This is a genomic window from Xanthomonas sp. NCPPB 4467, from assembly GCF_041475665.2.
In the GTDB taxonomy this organism is placed as follows: domain Bacteria; phylum Pseudomonadota; class Gammaproteobacteria; order Xanthomonadales; family Xanthomonadaceae; genus Xanthomonas; species Xanthomonas dyei.
Genome location: NZ_CM191260.1, coordinates 128202 through 145015, shown reverse-complemented (window position 1 = coordinate 145015; position 16814 = coordinate 128202). Strand labels below are relative to the sequence as shown.

General features: G+C 65.0%; 13 protein-coding genes, 1 other RNA gene and 2 pseudogenes. 3 read left to right on the top strand and 13 right to left on the bottom strand.

The genetic code is table 11. The features are described 5' to 3' along the window. Positions 1-4: 4 nt before the first annotated feature. The 6 genes from ACCQ06_RS00590 to ACCQ06_RS00565 form a co-directional block, all read right to left on the bottom strand. On the bottom strand, positions 5-442 hold the full coding sequence (locus tag ACCQ06_RS00590; RefSeq protein ID WP_228324534.1) for a nuclear transport factor 2 family protein: 438 nt from the start codon (positions 440-442) through the stop codon (positions 5-7). A 92-nt stretch (positions 443-534) separates the two neighbouring features. Next, complete coding sequence (locus ACCQ06_RS00585) at positions 535-1908, bottom strand: NAD-dependent succinate-semialdehyde dehydrogenase (protein WP_316689852.1); 1374 nt, start codon at positions 1906-1908, stop codon at positions 535-537. Positions 1909-2032: 124 nt separating this feature from the next. Continuing rightward, positions 2033-2803: an SDR family NAD(P)-dependent oxidoreductase gene (locus tag ACCQ06_RS00580; RefSeq protein ID WP_228324532.1), complete on the bottom strand. Its 771-nt coding sequence runs from the start codon at positions 2801-2803 to the stop codon at positions 2033-2035. Positions 2804-3145: 342 nt separating this feature from the next. Next, positions 3146-3442 carry a YciI family protein gene (locus ACCQ06_RS00575; RefSeq protein WP_104616060.1) on the bottom strand — a complete coding sequence of 99 codons (297 nt, stop codon included), beginning with the start codon at positions 3440-3442 and terminating at the stop codon, positions 3146-3148. A 45-nt stretch (positions 3443-3487) separates the two neighbouring features. Continuing rightward, on the bottom strand, positions 3488-4294 hold the full coding sequence (locus ACCQ06_RS00570; protein WP_104616061.1) for an SDR family NAD(P)-dependent oxidoreductase: 807 nt from the start codon (positions 4292-4294) through the stop codon (positions 3488-3490). Positions 4295-4401: 107 nt separating this feature from the next. Beyond that, entirely contained in the window at positions 4402-5370 is a 969-nt protein-coding gene (locus ACCQ06_RS00565) for an enoyl-CoA hydratase/isomerase family protein (RefSeq protein WP_316689851.1), read from the bottom strand. A 219-nt stretch (positions 5371-5589) separates the two neighbouring features. On the opposite strand from ACCQ06_RS00565, the gene ACCQ06_RS00560 reads away from it, so the two are divergent. Beyond that, positions 5590-6642 (top strand): AraC family transcriptional regulator, encoded by a 1053-nt coding sequence (locus ACCQ06_RS00560; RefSeq protein ID WP_228324529.1) that lies wholly within the window; start codon positions 5590-5592, stop codon positions 6640-6642. A gap of 183 nt (positions 6643-6825) precedes the next feature. Here ACCQ06_RS00560 and ACCQ06_RS00555 read toward each other — a convergent pair whose 3' ends face one another. Both ACCQ06_RS00555 and ACCQ06_RS00550 read right to left on the bottom strand, forming a co-directional pair. After that, a complete protein-coding gene (locus tag ACCQ06_RS00555; RefSeq protein WP_228324528.1) occupies positions 6826-7461 on the bottom strand; it encodes a DUF938 domain-containing protein in 636 nt (211 codons plus the stop codon). A gap of 719 nt (positions 7462-8180) precedes the next feature. After that, a complete protein-coding gene (locus ACCQ06_RS00550; protein ID WP_104616064.1) occupies positions 8181-8975 on the bottom strand; it encodes an EcsC family protein in 795 nt (264 codons plus the stop codon). Positions 8976-9142: 167 nt separating this feature from the next. Between ACCQ06_RS00550 and ACCQ06_RS00545 the strand changes: the two genes are divergently transcribed. Then, entirely contained in the window at positions 9143-9601 is a 459-nt protein-coding gene (locus ACCQ06_RS00545) for an SRPBCC family protein (RefSeq protein WP_170068641.1), read from the top strand. Positions 9602-9614: 13 nt separating this feature from the next. Here the strand turns inward: ACCQ06_RS00545 and proP are convergent, their stop codons facing one another. Beyond that, positions 9615-11105 (bottom strand): glycine betaine/L-proline transporter ProP, encoded by a 1491-nt coding sequence (proP, locus tag ACCQ06_RS00540; protein ID WP_228324527.1) that lies wholly within the window; start codon positions 11103-11105, stop codon positions 9615-9617. A 450-nt stretch (positions 11106-11555) separates the two neighbouring features. Here proP and ACCQ06_RS00535 point away from each other — a divergent pair. After that, positions 11556-11630, top strand: a non-coding RNA gene (locus ACCQ06_RS00535) — sX9 sRNA. A gap of 84 nt (positions 11631-11714) precedes the next feature. On the opposite strand, the gene ACCQ06_RS00530 is transcribed toward ACCQ06_RS00535, so the two are convergent. The 4 genes and pseudogenes from ACCQ06_RS00530 to ACCQ06_RS00515 form a co-directional block, all read right to left on the bottom strand. Further along, a complete protein-coding gene (locus tag ACCQ06_RS00530; protein ID WP_228324526.1) occupies positions 11715-12044 on the bottom strand; it encodes a thioredoxin family protein in 330 nt (109 codons plus the stop codon). Positions 12045-12201: 157 nt separating this feature from the next. Further along, positions 12202-12600 (bottom strand): annotated as a pseudogene (locus ACCQ06_RS00525) (host attachment family protein). Positions 12601-12706: 106 nt separating this feature from the next. After that, a pseudogene (locus ACCQ06_RS00520) lies at positions 12707-12844 on the bottom strand (alpha/beta hydrolase); the annotation flags it as partial. A 231-nt stretch (positions 12845-13075) separates the two neighbouring features. Further along, positions 13076-16798 (bottom strand): M48 family metallopeptidase, encoded by a 3723-nt coding sequence (locus tag ACCQ06_RS00515; protein ID WP_316692466.1) that lies wholly within the window; start codon positions 16796-16798, stop codon positions 13076-13078. Between the last annotated feature and the right edge of the window lie 16 nt (positions 16799-16814).

The window sequence follows — 16814 nt, the reverse complement described above, 5'->3', positions numbered from 1 at the left end:
GCGCTTACTCGGTTTGCGCGTCGCCGTGCTGCGCGCGTCTTGCCAGTGCCGCGCCCAACGCATCCAGGCCCTCGCGCGGGCGCAGCATCACCACCAATTCCACCAGCTTGCCGTCCGCATCGAAGCGCACCAGGTCGATCCCGAACAGCGTGCTGTCGCCGACGCGTGCGGTGAACTCCAGCGCATGCCCGTCTTCGCCAGCGAAACTGCGCAGATACGCAAAGCTGTCGAAGGCACTGAACACCAGGCGCAGCACGTCGGTCACCGCCTGCCTTCCGCGTAGCGGCTCCAGCTGTGCAGGGGTGTGGTAAGTCACTTGCGCATCCAGCAGTGCCGGCAGCGCGTCCCAGTCGCGCGCCAGCACGATGCGGTGCCAGTGTTGCGCGGGCGCAGGCAGCGCGTGCGGGTTGGTGTGGGTGATGGACGATGCTTCAGGGTGCATGACAACGCTCCGCAATTGCAGTGCACGGCGGTCGCCGCCGTGCACGCGAGAAAGAAAGGCGCCAGGCCATGAGCTGCCAGGCGCCACTGACATCAACCGCCGGCGACAACCACCAGCTTGCGATTGACGAACTCCTTGATGCCGACATCGCCCAGCTCACGCCCGAAACCGGAGCGTTTGATGCCACCGAACGGAAGCTCGGGGCGCGAGGTGGTCGGGGTGTTGATGAACACCATGCCGGTCTCGATCTGCGCTGCCAGTGCGCGCGCGCGCGCGATATCGCCGGAGTAGATCGACCCGCCCAGGCCGAACACCGAATCGTTGGCAAGTGCCGCAGCTGCCGCGTCGTCTTCGACCACGAACAACAGTGCCACCGGGCCAAAGAACTCCTCGTAGAAAGCAGGGTTTTGCGGCGTAACATCGGTCAGCACCGTCGGCGCATAGAAAAATCCGGGCCGATCGATGCGCTGGCCGCCGGTCAGCACGGTGGCGCCGTGGGCGACGGCGGCGTCCACTTGTTTGCTCAGCCCTTCCAGCCCTTCGCGCGAGGCCAGCGGCCCCAGCAGGGTCTGCGCATCCAGCGGGTCGCCCACCGGCGCCGACTGCATGGCATTGACGAACGCATCGGTAAACGCCTGCGCGATGGAGGCGTGGACGATGAAACGCTTCGCACCGGTGCAGACCTGCCCCGCATTGCCCAGCCGCCCGAAGATGGCGCCTTCCACGGCCTTGGGCAGATCGGCATCGTCGAGCACCACGAAGACATCGCTGCCGCCCAGCTCCATCGTCGCCTTCTTCAGCATCTCGCCCGCACGCGCGGCCACCTTGCTGCCGGCGCCTTCCGAGCCGGTCAAGGCCACGCCCTGGATGCGGTCGTCGCCGATCAACTCGGCCACCTTGGCGGCGGAAATATACAGATTGCTCACCGCGCCGTGCGGCGCGCCTGCACGGCGCACCAGCTCTTCAAACAACGCTGCACATTGCGGCACGATGCTGGCGTGCTTGTAGATGACCGGATTGCCCACGGCGATCGCCGGCACCACCACGCGCACCAACTGGTACAGCGGGAAATTCCACGGCTCCACCGCCAGCAGGACGCCGATCGGGTGCAACTCCACCGTTGCCTGCCCCACATCGGTGTGCAGCGGCTGCGGCTTGAGCAAGTCCTCACCCATGCGTGCGTAGTAGCGTGCGATGTCCGCGCACAGATCCGCTTCCATCAGCCCTTGCAGCAGCGGCTTGCCCATCTCTTCGGCCATGGTGCGCGCCAGCAGGTCGCGCTCGCTGGTGATCACCTCGGCCAGCGTGGCCAGGACCGCCAGACGTTGGCTGCGTTCCTGGCGACACCAACTGGAGCGGTACAGTGCGTCGGCCGCGGCCAGCGCGGTTTCCACCTGCGCATCGGTGTGCTCGGGAAAGACGCGAATCACTTGTTCGGTATAGGGGTTAAGCGTTCTGTACGTCATGTCTGATCCTTACGCGGAGGGATGGAACGGGAGACAGCTGGCAACGGCGACGCTGCAGCAACTGCGCTGCAGGCCGATGTGGAAGATTGAAAGACGGCGCTGGTGACAACTGCGCCTGGCGCGATCAACCGCGATAGCGTGCTGCGGGTTCTGCATGACTGAAGCCCTTGGCAAGGGTCATGCGGGCCTGCTCGAAGGCGTCCCAGTCGGCGGCATCGGGCAGCGGCGGGATCGTCACCAGTTCCTTGCGGTCGAAGCCGACCAGCGCGGCATCTACTAGCGCGTCCACTTCCATCACATCCGGGACACGGCTGATGTCCATGCCGGCGCGGGTGTAGATCTCGGTCCGCGTGGCGGCCGGCAACACCGCTTGCAGCTGGATACCCCGGTTGCCCACTTCCACGTGCAGGCTCTGCGACAGTGCCAGCACATACGCCTTGGTCGCGGCGTAGATGCCCGGCGAGTACTCCGGCAACAGCGCCAGTGCAGAAGCGATGTTGATAATCGCACCGTGACCGCGTTCAAGCATGCTCGGCAACGCGGCGCGTGCAAGCAAGGTGGGCACCAATGCATTGAGGCGCAGCAGCTGTTCGAGTGCGGCGGGATCTGCATGCACCAGTCCGCCGCTGAGGCTGGCACCGGCGTTGTTGACCAGGATGTCGATCGGGCCGTCGCTGATGCGCTGGGTCACGCTGTGCAGCTGGGCCGCATCGGTCAGGTCGGCGGTGATCACCTCGACGATGACCGCATGTTCGGCGCGCAGTTGCGCGGCGAGTGCGTCAAGCCTGTCGGTGGCGCGCGCCACCAGCACCAGATGGTGGCCGCGTGCCGCAAACCGGCGTGCGTAGACTGCGCCGATGCCACTGGAGGCGCCGGTTACGAGTGTGGTTGTCATGACAATGCCTTGGTTGCCGAGTGGCGGAGAGCGCTGCAGCAATGGCCGGATGCAATCGTGTTGACGGTCGCTGCTGGAGCGGCGAACAGTGCGTAATGCGCTGTCTTTAAACGGAGGTGGGCAACGTACGTATCGCATGCCGATCCTGAGCGGCGTGCGCGACCAGATGGTGGGGCGCAGCCGCGTGGTTGGCAGCGCCGAGAGCCGCTGGCAACCGGTCACGCGCAGTCGTCAGCTGGTGCGTACGACGCGCCCAGAACAGGAGTATGCGAGTGGCACATGCCGCACCCAACACCGGCCGCGCCCACCTGGCGGTGAGCACAGTCGTCTTGTCGGCTGCGTTTAGTCGCGTGACTTCAGATGCAGCATCGGGTAATGCTCGTAGTGACCGGCACCGTTGCGCACGATCGGGTCCTGCGCAGTGAAGTGCTCGATCTGCTGATCGTCGGCAATGCGGTACAGCGACACGCCATATCCACCAGCCGGGTCCATCACCGGCCCATGCGCCACGATGATGCCCTCGGCCAGCAAGCTGTCCAGAAACAGGCCATGCTGCGTCATCCAGCTCTTTTCGTCCGCGCTCATGGTCTGCAGAAACTCTGCGCGTGGCGGCATGTACTTGCAAAGATAATATTTCACTGCGGTGTCCTAGATCGAAGGTGGTGATACGCAAGGCCTCGCCGCTTACGCGGCGCCGGCAACGCTCTTGAGAATGGAGCTTTCAAACATCTTTGGCGCATAGCTCTGGAGGAACAGGAACATGCCTGTCATCTTGCCGACCGGGTTGCTGAACTTGGGTTGCGTGGCATCCACCAGCTCGGAGATTTTCTTGACCACCGCATCGGGCTGCTCCGCCTCGTCCAGGCCCTTCTGCGTGGCCGCCTGTGCCTTGCGACGATACGCATCGTAGGCGGCAATGCCGCCGCTGGCCGCCGCCACTGCGTTCTTGCCCAGGTTGGTCTTGAACCACACCGGCTCCACCATCGCCACCTGGATGTTGAAGGCGTTGAGCTCGAACCGCAGCGATTTGAAATAGCCTTCCACCGCATGCTTGGAAGCGGCGTAGAACGCCAGGTTCGGCGGGCCGATCAACGCGACGATGGAGCTGACGGTAATGATCTTGCCCGAGCGCTGCTCGCGCAGGTACGGCAGCAACGCATTGGTCACTTTCACCGTGCCCCAGAAATTGGTCTCGAACTGCTGGCGTGCCGCATCCAGCGGAGTTTCTTCGGCCAGGCCGGTGAGCATGTAGCCGGCGTTGTTGACCAGCACATCCAGCTTCTTGATCGAGCGGAACAACTCGCGCGGAAATTCCTCGATGGAGGCGTCGTCGTCGATGTCCAGGCGCAGCAACTTGAACGGCACCTTGGAAGCATGCCGCTCAGGATCGCGACTGGTGCCGACAACGGTGTGGCCTTGCTTGTGCAACATCGTGGCCAGCATCAAACCAAATCCGGACGAGGCGCCGGTGACCAGAATTGTCTTCTTCATTGCTCTCTCTCCGAACCCTAAGTCATGGTGATGAAAAAAGTGGGATCGCAACGGCGTGGTTCGACGCGGCTTTCAGGCAGTAGCCACGGCCGCTGCACAACGGTGCGTTACTTGTTTGTGTCGTCCTGCAATCGGCGGTTGCCTTCGCCGATGTAGTAGCCCATCCGGCTTTCCACGGTGGCCGGGCCGGCCTCCTGGATGAGCTTTCCGAATACCGGCATGCGCGCGCTCAGGCCCGGCCAGGACAACGAGCCGAGAAACGCCTGATTGGCCTCCAGACGTTCTGCTTCCGTAGGCAAGGCGATCGCATCGATGTGGCGCTTGGTTTCCACCAGTGCGGTCTTGTCGAAACTGGCGATGCGCGCGGCAAGTGTGCTGACGAACGGCTGCAGCGCCGCAGCAGGCAATGCGCGGGTCACCCAGCCGAACCGCTCAGCGGTTGCGGCGTCGTAGTCATCGCTGCTCAGGAACACTTCTAGCGTCCTGTCGCGTCCTGCCAGCCGCACCAGATGGTCGGGGCCACCGCCGCCGGGGAACAGGCCCAATCCCACTTCCGGCTGGTCGAACACCGCATCGGTGCTGGCGTAGCGCAGATCCATCGCCAGGGTGAGTTCGTTACCACCACCCTGGGTGCGCCCGTCGATCTGGGCGATGCTGATGAACGGCGCCTTTTGCAGATTGGAAATCAGCTCGACCCATAACGGCTTGGACGCGGCGCCGGTCTGGCTGGCAAAGCCGGCGAACTGGCTGGTGTCGAAGTGATTGATAAAAAAGCCCGGCGTGGTGCTCTTGAAGATCACCACCTTGACCTGTGCGTCCGCGCTCAACGTGGTCACCAGCGCATTCAATTCCACCAGCGTGCGCGGCTCGATCAGATTCAGCGGCGGATTGACATAAGCCACTTCGCGGATGGCAGGCGAGATCTGCCGCACTTGCCACAGCGGCATCGCCGCCTGGCTGGCGGCCGGGTGATGCGTAGTGGCCGCTGGCGCGCCCGGCAGCCCGGCCGCACTGGCCATTGCAACGCTGCCAAGGGTTGCGGCAGACAACACGATCATGCGTTTGAACAGATGCACGTGGATTCCTGAAAGTGACGTGGAGCGTTGCGTGATGGAGGGATAGTCAGGCCTGGCAGCGGGGTAAGCGGCGCTACCGGGGCGCACTATGCGCGGCAATCGGCGCCAACGCTCTAGCCAATCACGCCAAGCATCATGCCGATCGCGCCAACCTGTCGAGATCGGTTTTCGATGTGTTTTTCTGTTGCTTACGCTGCCTGCGACACCTAAGCTTTTTTGATGATTCCTCAAAAAACCTCACTATCCGCACGCCCCGGCTCGATCCTCGATTACGCGATCTGGCCAGGTTGGAGATTGCTGATGCAGGACGCGGGCCTGGCCACTGCGCCGGTCCTACGACGTGCGCAATTGCCGGGCGATCTGTTTTCGCGCGACAACGTGCGCCTGACTCCGGCGATGTTTTTCGACCTCTGGCTTGCCATCGAAGCCGAAGCGCGCTCCATAGATGCGCAACTTCCCGCGCCGCTGCGCATCGCGCGGGTGATGACCAGCGACTGGTTCGACCCGGAGCTGTTTGCCGCGTTATGCAGCGCCAATCTGGGTAACGCGCTCGATCGCATCGGCAGCTTCGTCAAACTCATCGCACCGATGGTGATCGGCGTGGAGCGCGGCAAGACGCAGGCCAATGTCACCATCGGCTTTCTGGACCAGACCAAGCCGCCACCCAATGTCTTTTTGGCCTTCAAACTGGTGTTTTTCGTGCAATTGGCACGCCTTGCCACGCGCACGCCGGTGGTGCCGCTGCAGGTAGGCTGGCCGCTATCCGACGACGACAGCGAGGCCGACAGAGCGTTGTATGCGGAATTTTTCGGCAGGCCGGTGAAGGTCACGGCCGCACCGCTGCTGGTGTTTTCGATGGCCGATATCGAGCGCCCGTTTCTCACCGAGAACCATAAACTCTGGGAGTTTTTCGAACCGTCGTTGCGTCAGCGCCTGGCCGATCTTGATCGCACCGCCAGCATGGTCGAACGCGTCAGGAGCGCTCTGCTCGAAGCCCTGCCCGCAGGCGAAGTGGCGATGCAGGCGGTGAGCAAGCGCCTGGGAGTGAGCAGCCGCACATTGCAGCGCCGCCTGCATGAGGAAGGCACCACGTTTCAACACACGCTGGACAAGGTGCGCGCGGCGCTGGCCGAGCATTATCTGCGCAAGACCATGATGTCCAGCGCAGAGATCGCCTTGCTGCTCGGGTTTGAAGACACCAACTCGTTCGTGCGCGCCTTCCGGCTCTGGACCGGCAAGACGCCGCAGGCGGTTCGCCGCGATCCACCGTAGGAATGAATTGAAGCGATGGCACCGCGTGCGACCTTGCGCGCCGTGCAATGCGGCCTTGACGACAACACGATAGTTGCCAACGGCAGCGCGACAGGTTCGCCGATGCGATGACTGTCGCTGCTGGCGTGGATGCGGTCATCGCCAGCCACTGCACGACCGGCGCGCATCAAGCGCCAACGCGCTCTAATCCCGACGCCACACCCGGCAGCAGTTGTTGGCCGGCATTTCCACATCGTCCACCAGCTGCAGGCCCACCTGCGCCGCCAACGCGTCCACGTCGGCGGCATCGCGAATACCCGATGCCGCATCGCGCGCGCGCAACATCGCATCGAAGTCGCGATTGCTGTCGCTGGTGAACTGACCATCGCGATTGAACGGCCCATACACCACCAGCACTGCCTGCGGTGCCATCACCGCAGGCAAGCCCGCAAACAAGGCCTGCACCTGCGGCCAACCCATGATGTGCAAGGTATTGGCGCTGTAGATCGCATCGAAACCACGCTCACCATCGGGCAGTGCGGGCAAGGCCGGCAGTGGCGCCAGACCAGGCGTGGGCGTCAGCACCGCCTGCATGGCGATCGGCGGCGGCGTGTTGGGCAGCGCGGCCTCATCCAGCCATTGCCGCATGCCCGGCAGATGATCGGCGTGATCGCTGGCCTGCCACTGCAACCACGGCATCGCTGCAGCGAAATGCACCGCATGCTGGCCGGTGCCCGCGCCGATTTCCAGCACGTGATGCCGGTCGGCAAAGTGCATGCGCAGCACCTCCAGGATCGGGGCGCGGTTGCGTGCAGAGGCGGACGAAAATGGCTTTGGCATCAAAAATATCCTGGTGACTTTTTGGTTATCCATCAAAATTGAAGTTGCTGCCGCCAGATGAGCGAAGCGACAATGACGAACGCCTGGAACAGCAGATCACGAAGGTGTGTCCAGAAGAACGAGGGAGCTGCGCAATGCCAAGTGCGGATGATCAGTATCTTCCCCCGCGACACGCACTTCCGCTGTCGACGCCATCTGTTGAGAATTGACCATGCCATTTCACTCGCTTGTGAATTTTAAAGCGCTTTGTGCCTTAGCGTTTCTTGCCGCTGCGCTTCCTGCAGCGCAACCTGCCCGGGCAGCAGCGCAAGTCACCAAGAGAATCAGCTTCGTTGCGCCCGTCGCCTCCAGGTCGCACCACGCACGCGCAGGGAAACCGACGCCCACGGAAGTGATCAATTCATTGAAGAACGCCGCTTTCTCCTATTGCAAAGGCAGCGGAGCATCTGTCACGACGGTTGAGTTGGTCAGTCTGAGGGCAATGAGCACGAACACCACAGGCGTGTGGCCCAAGGTCATGACAACGTGGAACTGCGTCGCCACGCGTTGATGTCTGGCGTTACGTCGACGTTGCCTGTTACCGGTTTGTCTTGACAGACAATGACGTTTGACGATGCATGCCTCTGCTGACGGCATGCAGTGTTGCCAGGGTCTTTGCCTATCCGCTTACACGCTGCCCGAGCTGACGGGCAGCGTCGGCGGATGCGCATCGCAGTCGTTCAACGCGGTGCAGGTAATGCGTCATACGCGCGCCGCACCGCCTCCTCGCCGAACTGCCGTTCCAGCCGACGCACGATGAAGTGCCCGCGTGCCATGGCCTGGAAGTGGCGGATAAAGACCGTGTTAAGGGTGGCGCCGCTCACCGCGCCCACCAAGGGCACCGCCTGCACGGCGAGTTTCTCGCCCACGTTGACCGAGAACTTGGCGGCGATGCGCGAGACCAGCGACACCAAGGCCGGCGCGCCCTTGCTGGCGAAGCCATGCGCAGCGACATGGCGGGCAGCGGCGCTGAGTTGCTGCGCCATGGCCGCCCGCACTGCGAAATAACCCGATTCGGCGCCATCGTCTACCACGCTGCGGCCGCCGTGCGCCAGCACTTCCAGGCAGGCCAGCGCGGTGTCGGGGCTTTGCAGCGATTCGCCTTCGGCGCGCGCGATGTCGGCGATGGAGCGCAGCATCACGGCGGTGGTCAGCGGCAGCTCCACCATCAGGCCCGGCAGGCCGAAGAAGCCGCCGGCACCACCGGCCACGGCCACCGCCAGGGTGTGCCGGGTGGTGGAAGCCGGCCGCAGCGGTTCGCGCTTGCCGCGCAGGCTCAGCAGCGCCGACGTCATGGCCACCTGCAGCGCGCGGCGAGTGAGGCCGTCGATGCTGCGGGTCACCATCTTGGGCAGCCGCTTGGTGATCAAGCTCTCGATCGGCGCGCCCAGCGCGTTGGCCAGCTGGGCTGCGACGCCAGGGTTTTCCAGCAGCGCGTGCGCCCTGGCCAGGTCGCGCTGCGCGGCCACATCCATCACCGGTATCGGAAGCGTCGTCATACCTGCTCTCGTCATAGGGTCTGCGTCGATGGTACCCAGCGCCGTGTGAGCGCCGGACGAGCGGCCGGCCGCAGATCGGCCAAAGCTGCAATTGGCTGGCAAAATGCGCGATCATCGGCGTCCACGCAGGCAATGCCCATCAGATGAACCGTGAGATCCGCCACAGCATCGTGATCGCCGCCGCACCGGAAGTGGTGTCCGCCGCGCTGTCCGAGCCCGTGCAGCTGGCGCGCTGGTGGACGCGCGAGGTGCAGCCGGCCGACGACTGCGTACGCCTGGACTGGAGCAGCCACGGCTGGCAGGTGGTCCTGCGCATCGACGAAGGCGCCGACCATCGGCTGGTGCGCTGGCGCTGCGAGCGCTCCAACATGCGCGACACCGCCGCCTGGGAGGGCACGGTGATGCGCTTCGATCTGATCTCCACCAGCGAGGGCACGCGTGTGGAGTTCGTGCAGTCCGGCTACCGCGACTCGCCATGTCTGGAGGCGTGCACCCAAGGCTGGCAGTACGTCCTGGGCAGCAGCCTCAAGCGCTATGTGGAAACCGGGCAGGGCATGCCCTACCCGGACATGCCCGACACCCGCAACCTCGCACTGGGCTGAGTGAGGCGCGGGTTCATGCGGTGTGCGGCTGGCCCACCGACGGCGCGCCGGGCAGCGGCAACTGCGCATCCACCGTGACCGGGCTATCGGCCTGCAGCAGCGCGCGCGCTTCCGCAGCGCTGGCCACCGCCGGCGGCGAGCCACGCAACGGCAGCCCGGCGGTTTCGCGCACGAACAGCATCGTCACCAGCCCGATCGCCGCCGCCCCCATCAGGTAATACGCCGGCACCAACGGGTCGCCGGTGCGCTCCACCAGCCAAGCAGTGACCAGCGGCGTGGTGCCGCCGAATAACGACACCGACACGTTGAAGCCGATCGACAGGGCGCTGTAGCGCACCGGCGTGTAGAACAGCGCCGGCAAGGTGGACGGCATCGAGCTGGTAAAGCACACCAGCGCCAAACCCAGCAGCATCAAGCCGAGGAAGATCAGCGCATCCGAGCCGCTGCCGATCAGCAGCAGGCACGGAATCGCCAGGGCAAAGAGAGCGATGCACGCGCCGATGATCATCGGCCGGCGCCCCAGTTTGTCGCTGAACATGCCGCCGACGATGTTGAGCGGCATCATCACCAGCATCACCAGGATGATCAGCAGTAGTCCCTTGCTCTCGGCATAGCCCATGGTGACGCTGAGGTAGCTGGGCATATAGGTCAGCAGCATGTAGTCGGTGACGTTGAACACCAGCACCAGGCCGACGCACTTGAGCAGTTGCGGCCAATGCAGGCGCAGCAGGGTCATCAGGCCCTGGCCGGCAGTCTCCCGTTCGCGCTGTTCGGATTGCTCGGTGTAGGCACGAAACGCCGGGGTTTCTTCCAGTTTCATGCGCATGTACAGGCCCAGCAGCCCAAGCGGGCCGGCGATCAAAAAGGGCACGCGCCAGCCCCAATCGAGCATCTGCGCCGGTGTCACGCTCATGTGCAACGCGGTCACCGTGGCGGCACCGGCGATATAGCCGCCCAGCGTGCCGAATTCCAGCCAGCTCCCCATCACACCGCGATTGCGGTCGGTGGCGTATTCGGCAATGAAGGTGGCCGCGCCGCCGTATTCGCCGCCGGTGGAAAAGCCTTGCAGCAAGCGCGCCAGCAACAGCAATGCCGGTGCCCACAAGCCGATACGTTCGTAGGAGGGAATCAGGCCGATGCTGAAGGTGCCCAAGGCCATCAGGATCATCGTCGCCGCCAGCACCTTCTGGCGCCCATAGCGGTCACCCAGCGGGCCGAACACCATGCCGCCGATGGGACGCACCAGAAAGGCGACGGTGAAGGTGGCGAAGGTAGCGATCAACTGCGCAGTGGGATTGCTCGCCGGGAAGAACACCTGCCCCAGCGTCACCGCCAGATAGCCGTACACACCGAAGTCGAACCACTCCATCGCGTTGCCCAGCGCTGCAGCGCTCACCGCGCGGCGCAGCATGCTGCGATCCACCACGGTGACGTCGTCGAGTTGCAGTTGGCGGCGGCGTTTGAACCAACCGAAGTGCGAACGGATCGCGCGCGTGTCGTGCATGTGTTTGGTCTCCAGGTGCGTTGCAGCTGCGGGCCATCGCTGCCCGCTCGTCCTGACAACACACAGGACGCGGCACATCACACACACACGGCAGGAGCACATGCACTGGAGAGGCCGGAGGCATTCCCGGACGGCCGCGTCGACTCAGCGGCGCTGCGGGACAGATGACCAAAGGGATGGGCGTGCGCCCAAGGGCTTGATCAGCGTGTCATGTTACTACAGCAGGCAATGGGCTGCAGACGCGACCGTGCGCGCTGCGGGATCTGCGCCGATTTCAGGCGTTTTACGTTATTTTTGCAATTGCATCGACGGCGGCAACGCCTGCTTCGCGATGACAATGACGAGATTTCGATGCAGTGGTAATGCACGTGTCATGGCACTGCACGCTTGAAGCAGCCAGCACAACGACTGTCCAGTTGCGAGGTGGATGCGGCAGGTGCTCAGTGCGGCATGTACCACTCGTACACTCCAGTTGTGAGTGCGCCATCCGCACCTACCTGACGACTGCTCACTACAGTTTGAGCCGCGCTCAGTTCGTTTATGCGCCGTGACACGCGATCGCGCCAACCGCAGCACATCTACCACCACGCATGCTGCAACAGCGGCGCATCAACCTTTGTCCAGCGCCGCCAGCAAATCTTGCAGATCTTCACGGGTCTGCGGGCGCACCGCGCGCGCGACTTCTTCGCCATCGCGCAGCAGAATCACCGTGGGCCACAGCTTGACGCGAAACGAGCGACCCAGCGGCCGCCCTTTTCCATCTTCGAATTTGCGGTACGCCATCGCGTCATAACCACCCAGCAGTTTCTGCAACAGCGGCTGCGCCGCAATGCAATGCCCACACCAGTCGGTGCCGAATTCCAGTAGCTGCAGCCCGGTCTGGGCATCGATCTCGCCACGCTCCGGTGCCTGTGTGGCGTACTCGCGAACAAACCCCATCGACACTGTCTCCATGACCATAAGTGACCGACACCCTACCGCACAGCCGACCGATCACTGCGCAAGGCGCGTCCGGCAGCGCGGTGCACGAACGCTATCTCCCAGATCCCGACCGCCGGCCGCGCGGGACGAACGGCGCTCGGTTCGATCGTTGCGCTTACGATAACGCGCGCTGGATGTCTTCCAACGGCAGGTTGGTCAGGTCCTTGGCCAGATCGCCGACCAGGCGCTGTTGGGTTTCCTTGTGCAGCAACGGACGGATGCGGCCCAGCGTGGTCGGGTCGGCCACCAGCACCAGATGCGCGTAGTCGTGCTTCAGCGCGCCATCGTTCAAGGCCTGCGAGAGCTGCTTGGCGAAGGTCATTTCATCCCGGTCTGCGGCGGTGAGATCCTGCGGCGCCTTGCCGGCCGGGCCATCGTCGTCGACGTTCTACACATCGGTGCGCGCATGCTGGCGCAGCACGACCTTGGCTTCGTTGCCGGCATTGGTGAACCAGCGCGCTTCGCCGCCGTCGGCCACTACCACCAAGGCTCCCTGAGGAATTTGCAGGCTCATCCGATTTCTCCTGTTTCGATGATCGGTGCGGCATGTGCCGCACCCAGTCGGCCTCAACCTAGGCGAGAAGATGTAAGCACTGTGCCTAGTCGGTGTCAGTGCCGCGTTAGCGTGGCGCGGCCGAGGCTGGCACCTGCAGCCCCAGATGTCGGCTGAAAAAGCGCGCGGTCACGCGCAGCGCCTGCTGGCTTTCCGGCAGCGTGTCGATGCGATGGAACCCGTGGCCCAACCCATCCCACACGTGCGTGCCTGGCGTTGGCAGTCGCGTACGTGCGCGATGGCGCCACACGTTGCATCCCTGCTGAAGACGATCGGCGGCAGGGATGCAGATGCGCATGCAGTGGCGCATCCATCAGACGCGCGCTGTGCACGCGCATCGGCGCTCGGCGTTGGTGCGCCTTTCCCTTCCCCGCACAGCGACTGCTGCATCGCCGGCACGCAGCGGAGCACTGCGTGCCAGCTGCTGTCGCCACGCTCAGCCCAGATACGGCCGCTCGTTGACGAACAGCAAGTTCCGCGCGCCGTCGCGCCATGCTTGCGGACAGCGCTGACCAAGCAACACCGCCGCCATCGCATACGCCACGCCGCGCCCGGTCAGGCTGACCCCCTTCAATGCCGCCTCGGCATCTTGCTGGCTGTTGCCGGCCTGCACCGCGGTAAAGAAACGCGAGATCGCCGTGGCGTCGTCGCCGAGATCGCGCAGGGTGGTGTCGCGCGCTGTCTGCACCGGCCAGCCCTGACGTGCGGCCAAGGCCCACGCAACGGGTGCGGTGAAATAATCGATCCCCGCCTCATCGCCGAGCGCGCGTGCCTGTTGCAGGAGTGCCGCTGGGGCACCCTCCGATGCTGCCGCCAGCCGCACCAGCCGTGCCTGGACCTCGGGGTCTGCCGCAGCGCCCGCCACCGCAGCGTCCAGTTGGCCGGCGGCCAATGCGTGATAGCCCTGGTATGGCGTGTCCTGCGTGCCCTCGCCGCTTGCCAGCGCAAGCATCGAGGCCAACGCCGGCGAGCGCTGCGCCATCGCCGCAAGATCCGGGGCCAAGCCACGGTAACGCTGCAGCCGCACCAGCTGCGGCACGATGTCATCGGCCATCGCCGGAACCTGTGCGACTTGTTCGTAAAGCGCCTGCGCTTCCGGCAAGCGGCCTTGTTCGGCATGCACAGCAGCGGCAGCGCGTTGCAGCCACGGATCGTTCGGCCAGCGCGTGTGTGCGTCGAGGAAGGCCCGATCGCGCGCCGCCGGGTCGCTGCCGCAACGGATCGCCGCGTACTGCAATGCCGGCGCGTCGGGGCGGGCCAGGGCCATCGCGGTGTGCTGTTTGCAGACCTGCGCCCGCTGCTGCGCAGTGGCGGTGTCCTGCTGGACGCGCAAGGCCACCACATCCAGCGGGTCGCGCTGCAGGCGCTCGGCCAGGATCGCCGGCACCGCCTGCGGCGCCGCGCCGTGCAGGCGATCCAGCCATTGCTCCAGATAGGCCGATTGCGCGCCATCCCAGCGTGCGTGCGCCTGCATCAGCGCCAGATCCTGCGCTGGTGTCAGCTCGCCCAGCAGTTGATGCGGTGGCCGATCGGACACCGCAGTCACCACATCGCGGTACTGGCTGCCCTTGCCACTGACCGTTTGCGGCGGCTCGCTGAAGACCGCCTGCGCGGTGGTGCGTTCCCAGCGTGCGTTGTCGAGATGGCGTGTGCTGTCTTCTGCAGCCGCGCCATAGCTGGCGCGCCAGTGCAGCAGCAGCGCGGCGCCGGCCACGTTGTAGGCAAACTGGCCGCCGTGCCCGCCGCTGGGCGCATCGAAGGTTTCGATCACCCCGCCCGCCGCCGAGCGCGTGCTGATGTGGTGGCTTGCCTGCTCTGCCAGCTGGAACACATGCCGACCGTTGGGCGGCAGCGAGGCGATCTGGTCGTCGATGCGCACCGTCACCGTCTGCTGCAAGCCGTTGTAGGCCACCACCTCGGCCAGGCCGACCGTGCCGCCGGCCCACAACACCCCGGCCACGATGGACGCGGCCACCGCAACGCGCGCGATGGAGGGAAACAGGCCGTCGGCGGCCAGAAAGCGCTGCCACAGGTTTTGTTTGAGGTTGCGCTGGCGCTCCTCGCCCGGCAGACGCACCGGATAGTCTGCAGGTGCCGCCGCCGGTGTATCGCTGGTGGGCGCAAGCGTGCCGTGGCGCACCTGCTCGGCCACCGCGTCTTCGGCGTGCAGCAACTGCTCCAGGCTGGCATCGCGCAACTCGCCCAGCGCGCTCATGGTGACCTGCACCCAGCCCTTGGCCGCGTCCATCCACGGGTTGATATTGGTTTCGTCGGCCTCGGACAGCCGGAACTCCGGCAGGCACTGCTGCCACTGTTCTTTGCCCAGGGCAGCGGCCAGAGGGGCATTCAAGCGCATGTGCGCGACCTGTTCGTACACCCGGTGCAGCACCCGTTGCAGCTCATTGCACGCGGCCACCAGCTGGCGCAGCTCCTTGGCCGACACCCGGCCATCGGCGATCACGCTGTGGAAGGTCTGCAGATACAGCAGATGCGCATCGTCCAGATCGGCGAGGGTGTGGTCGGTGTAATGCAGCACGGCCAGGTAGCCACGCAACAGCTCGGGCCAGCCGCCGCCGAGGGTGTGGGCTGCCGCCAGATGCACGCTGCGGCAGCGTCGGTCGTGGCCGCTGACCCGCGCACGCAACACCTGCAGTTCGTCATCGAGTGTTGCGATCACCGCAGGCAGCTGCGCGCGCGTCAGGCTGGTGCCTTTCCAGGTCACCACGCCGCCATTTGCACGCAGCCCGCCGTCCATCAAGGCCTGCAGGCTGGCGCGTTGCCGCTCGCGTTCGCGCAGTTGCTCGATGGCCTGGCCATCCTCAGGCAGGTACAGCCCATCCAGCGCCTGCAGCAGATCGCCCTGCGGCAGCGGATCGGCATACAGCTCGGCCACGGTTCGCGCAGCGCGGGTGCAGGAGCGGCCCAGGTACAGGCCTTGATAGCGCCGCGATAACGACAGGGCCGCAAACTCGCGTTCCAGCGCGGCCAGCGACACCTCGATGTCGACACAGGTGGGCGCCTGCCCGTTGAACAAGCCAAGCGAGACCTGCTCGCGCAGCGCGTGTGCGTTGCGCAGCACGTCCATCGCCGGGCGTGCGTCGATCGGGCAGGCGATGTAGTGACGCTTGAGGTTTTCTTCGCGCGCTGCGCTGGGCGGATGGGTGGCCCACATCTGCGAGGGTTGTGCGATGTCGTTCTGAAACAGCCGGTACGCGTGCGCCGCATCCTCGGGTACCGCCGGTACCACGCCGTGGCCGGGGTCGTTCAAGACCACGCGCATGTGTTCGATGATGCGCGACTGGATGGCGAACAGATCCTTGACTGGCCGGTCCTGCGCAAACTCGCGCCCGGCAAAGCGCAGCGCGCGCTGCCAGCCGTCGTCGGCCGCTTCCAGCTTGTGCAGCGCATGCACCAGCGCGTCGCTGCCGGTGAGCGAGGCGGCCACCAGATCGGCCTGATATTCCATCTCGCGCGATAGCGCACGCTGCGCCAGCACCACGCCGCGGAAGGTGATTTCGACCAGGGAGCGGATCGACCACACGATCAACGACAGGCCCCAGCCGATCCACGCCACGCGCAGGTCGATCCGCGACAGCGTTGCCAACAGCTTGTCCAGGGCATCGCGCTTGCCCACGATATGCGCGGCGATCTGCTGGGCGATGTAGACCCAGCGGCCGACCGCCATCGTGCGCTGCGCGAAGTGGCCGAATTCGTGCGCGAGCACGGCCTTCAATTCGCCCAGGTTCAGCACATTGATCAGGCCCAGGCCGATATCCAGGTTCTTGCGCGAGGGCAGCAGCAGGTTGAGCAGCGACAGGTCGTAGAACACGCCGGCGTTGACCTGTGCCGACAGGTACACCTTATGCGGACGCGGCGCGCCGGCTTCGTCGGCCAACCGATGCAGGAAGGCGAACAGCTCTGGTTGCTCGGCCGGGCGCAGTTCCAGCGCGCGGGTATCGCGTTCGGCACGCTTGTTGAACACCAATGCCTTGGCCATGAAGACGGCCAGAAACGCGGCGCCTGCGGCCACCAGCCACAGCCACACGGCCTGCTCGCCGCCGGAGCCCTGCAGCAGCCCGGACGCCAGCCGGTAGGCTGTCCAACCGAACCACCCCAGCAATCCCAGATACACGGCGATGAAGCCGCCCAGCCCGAGCATGGCCAGCCAGGCATTG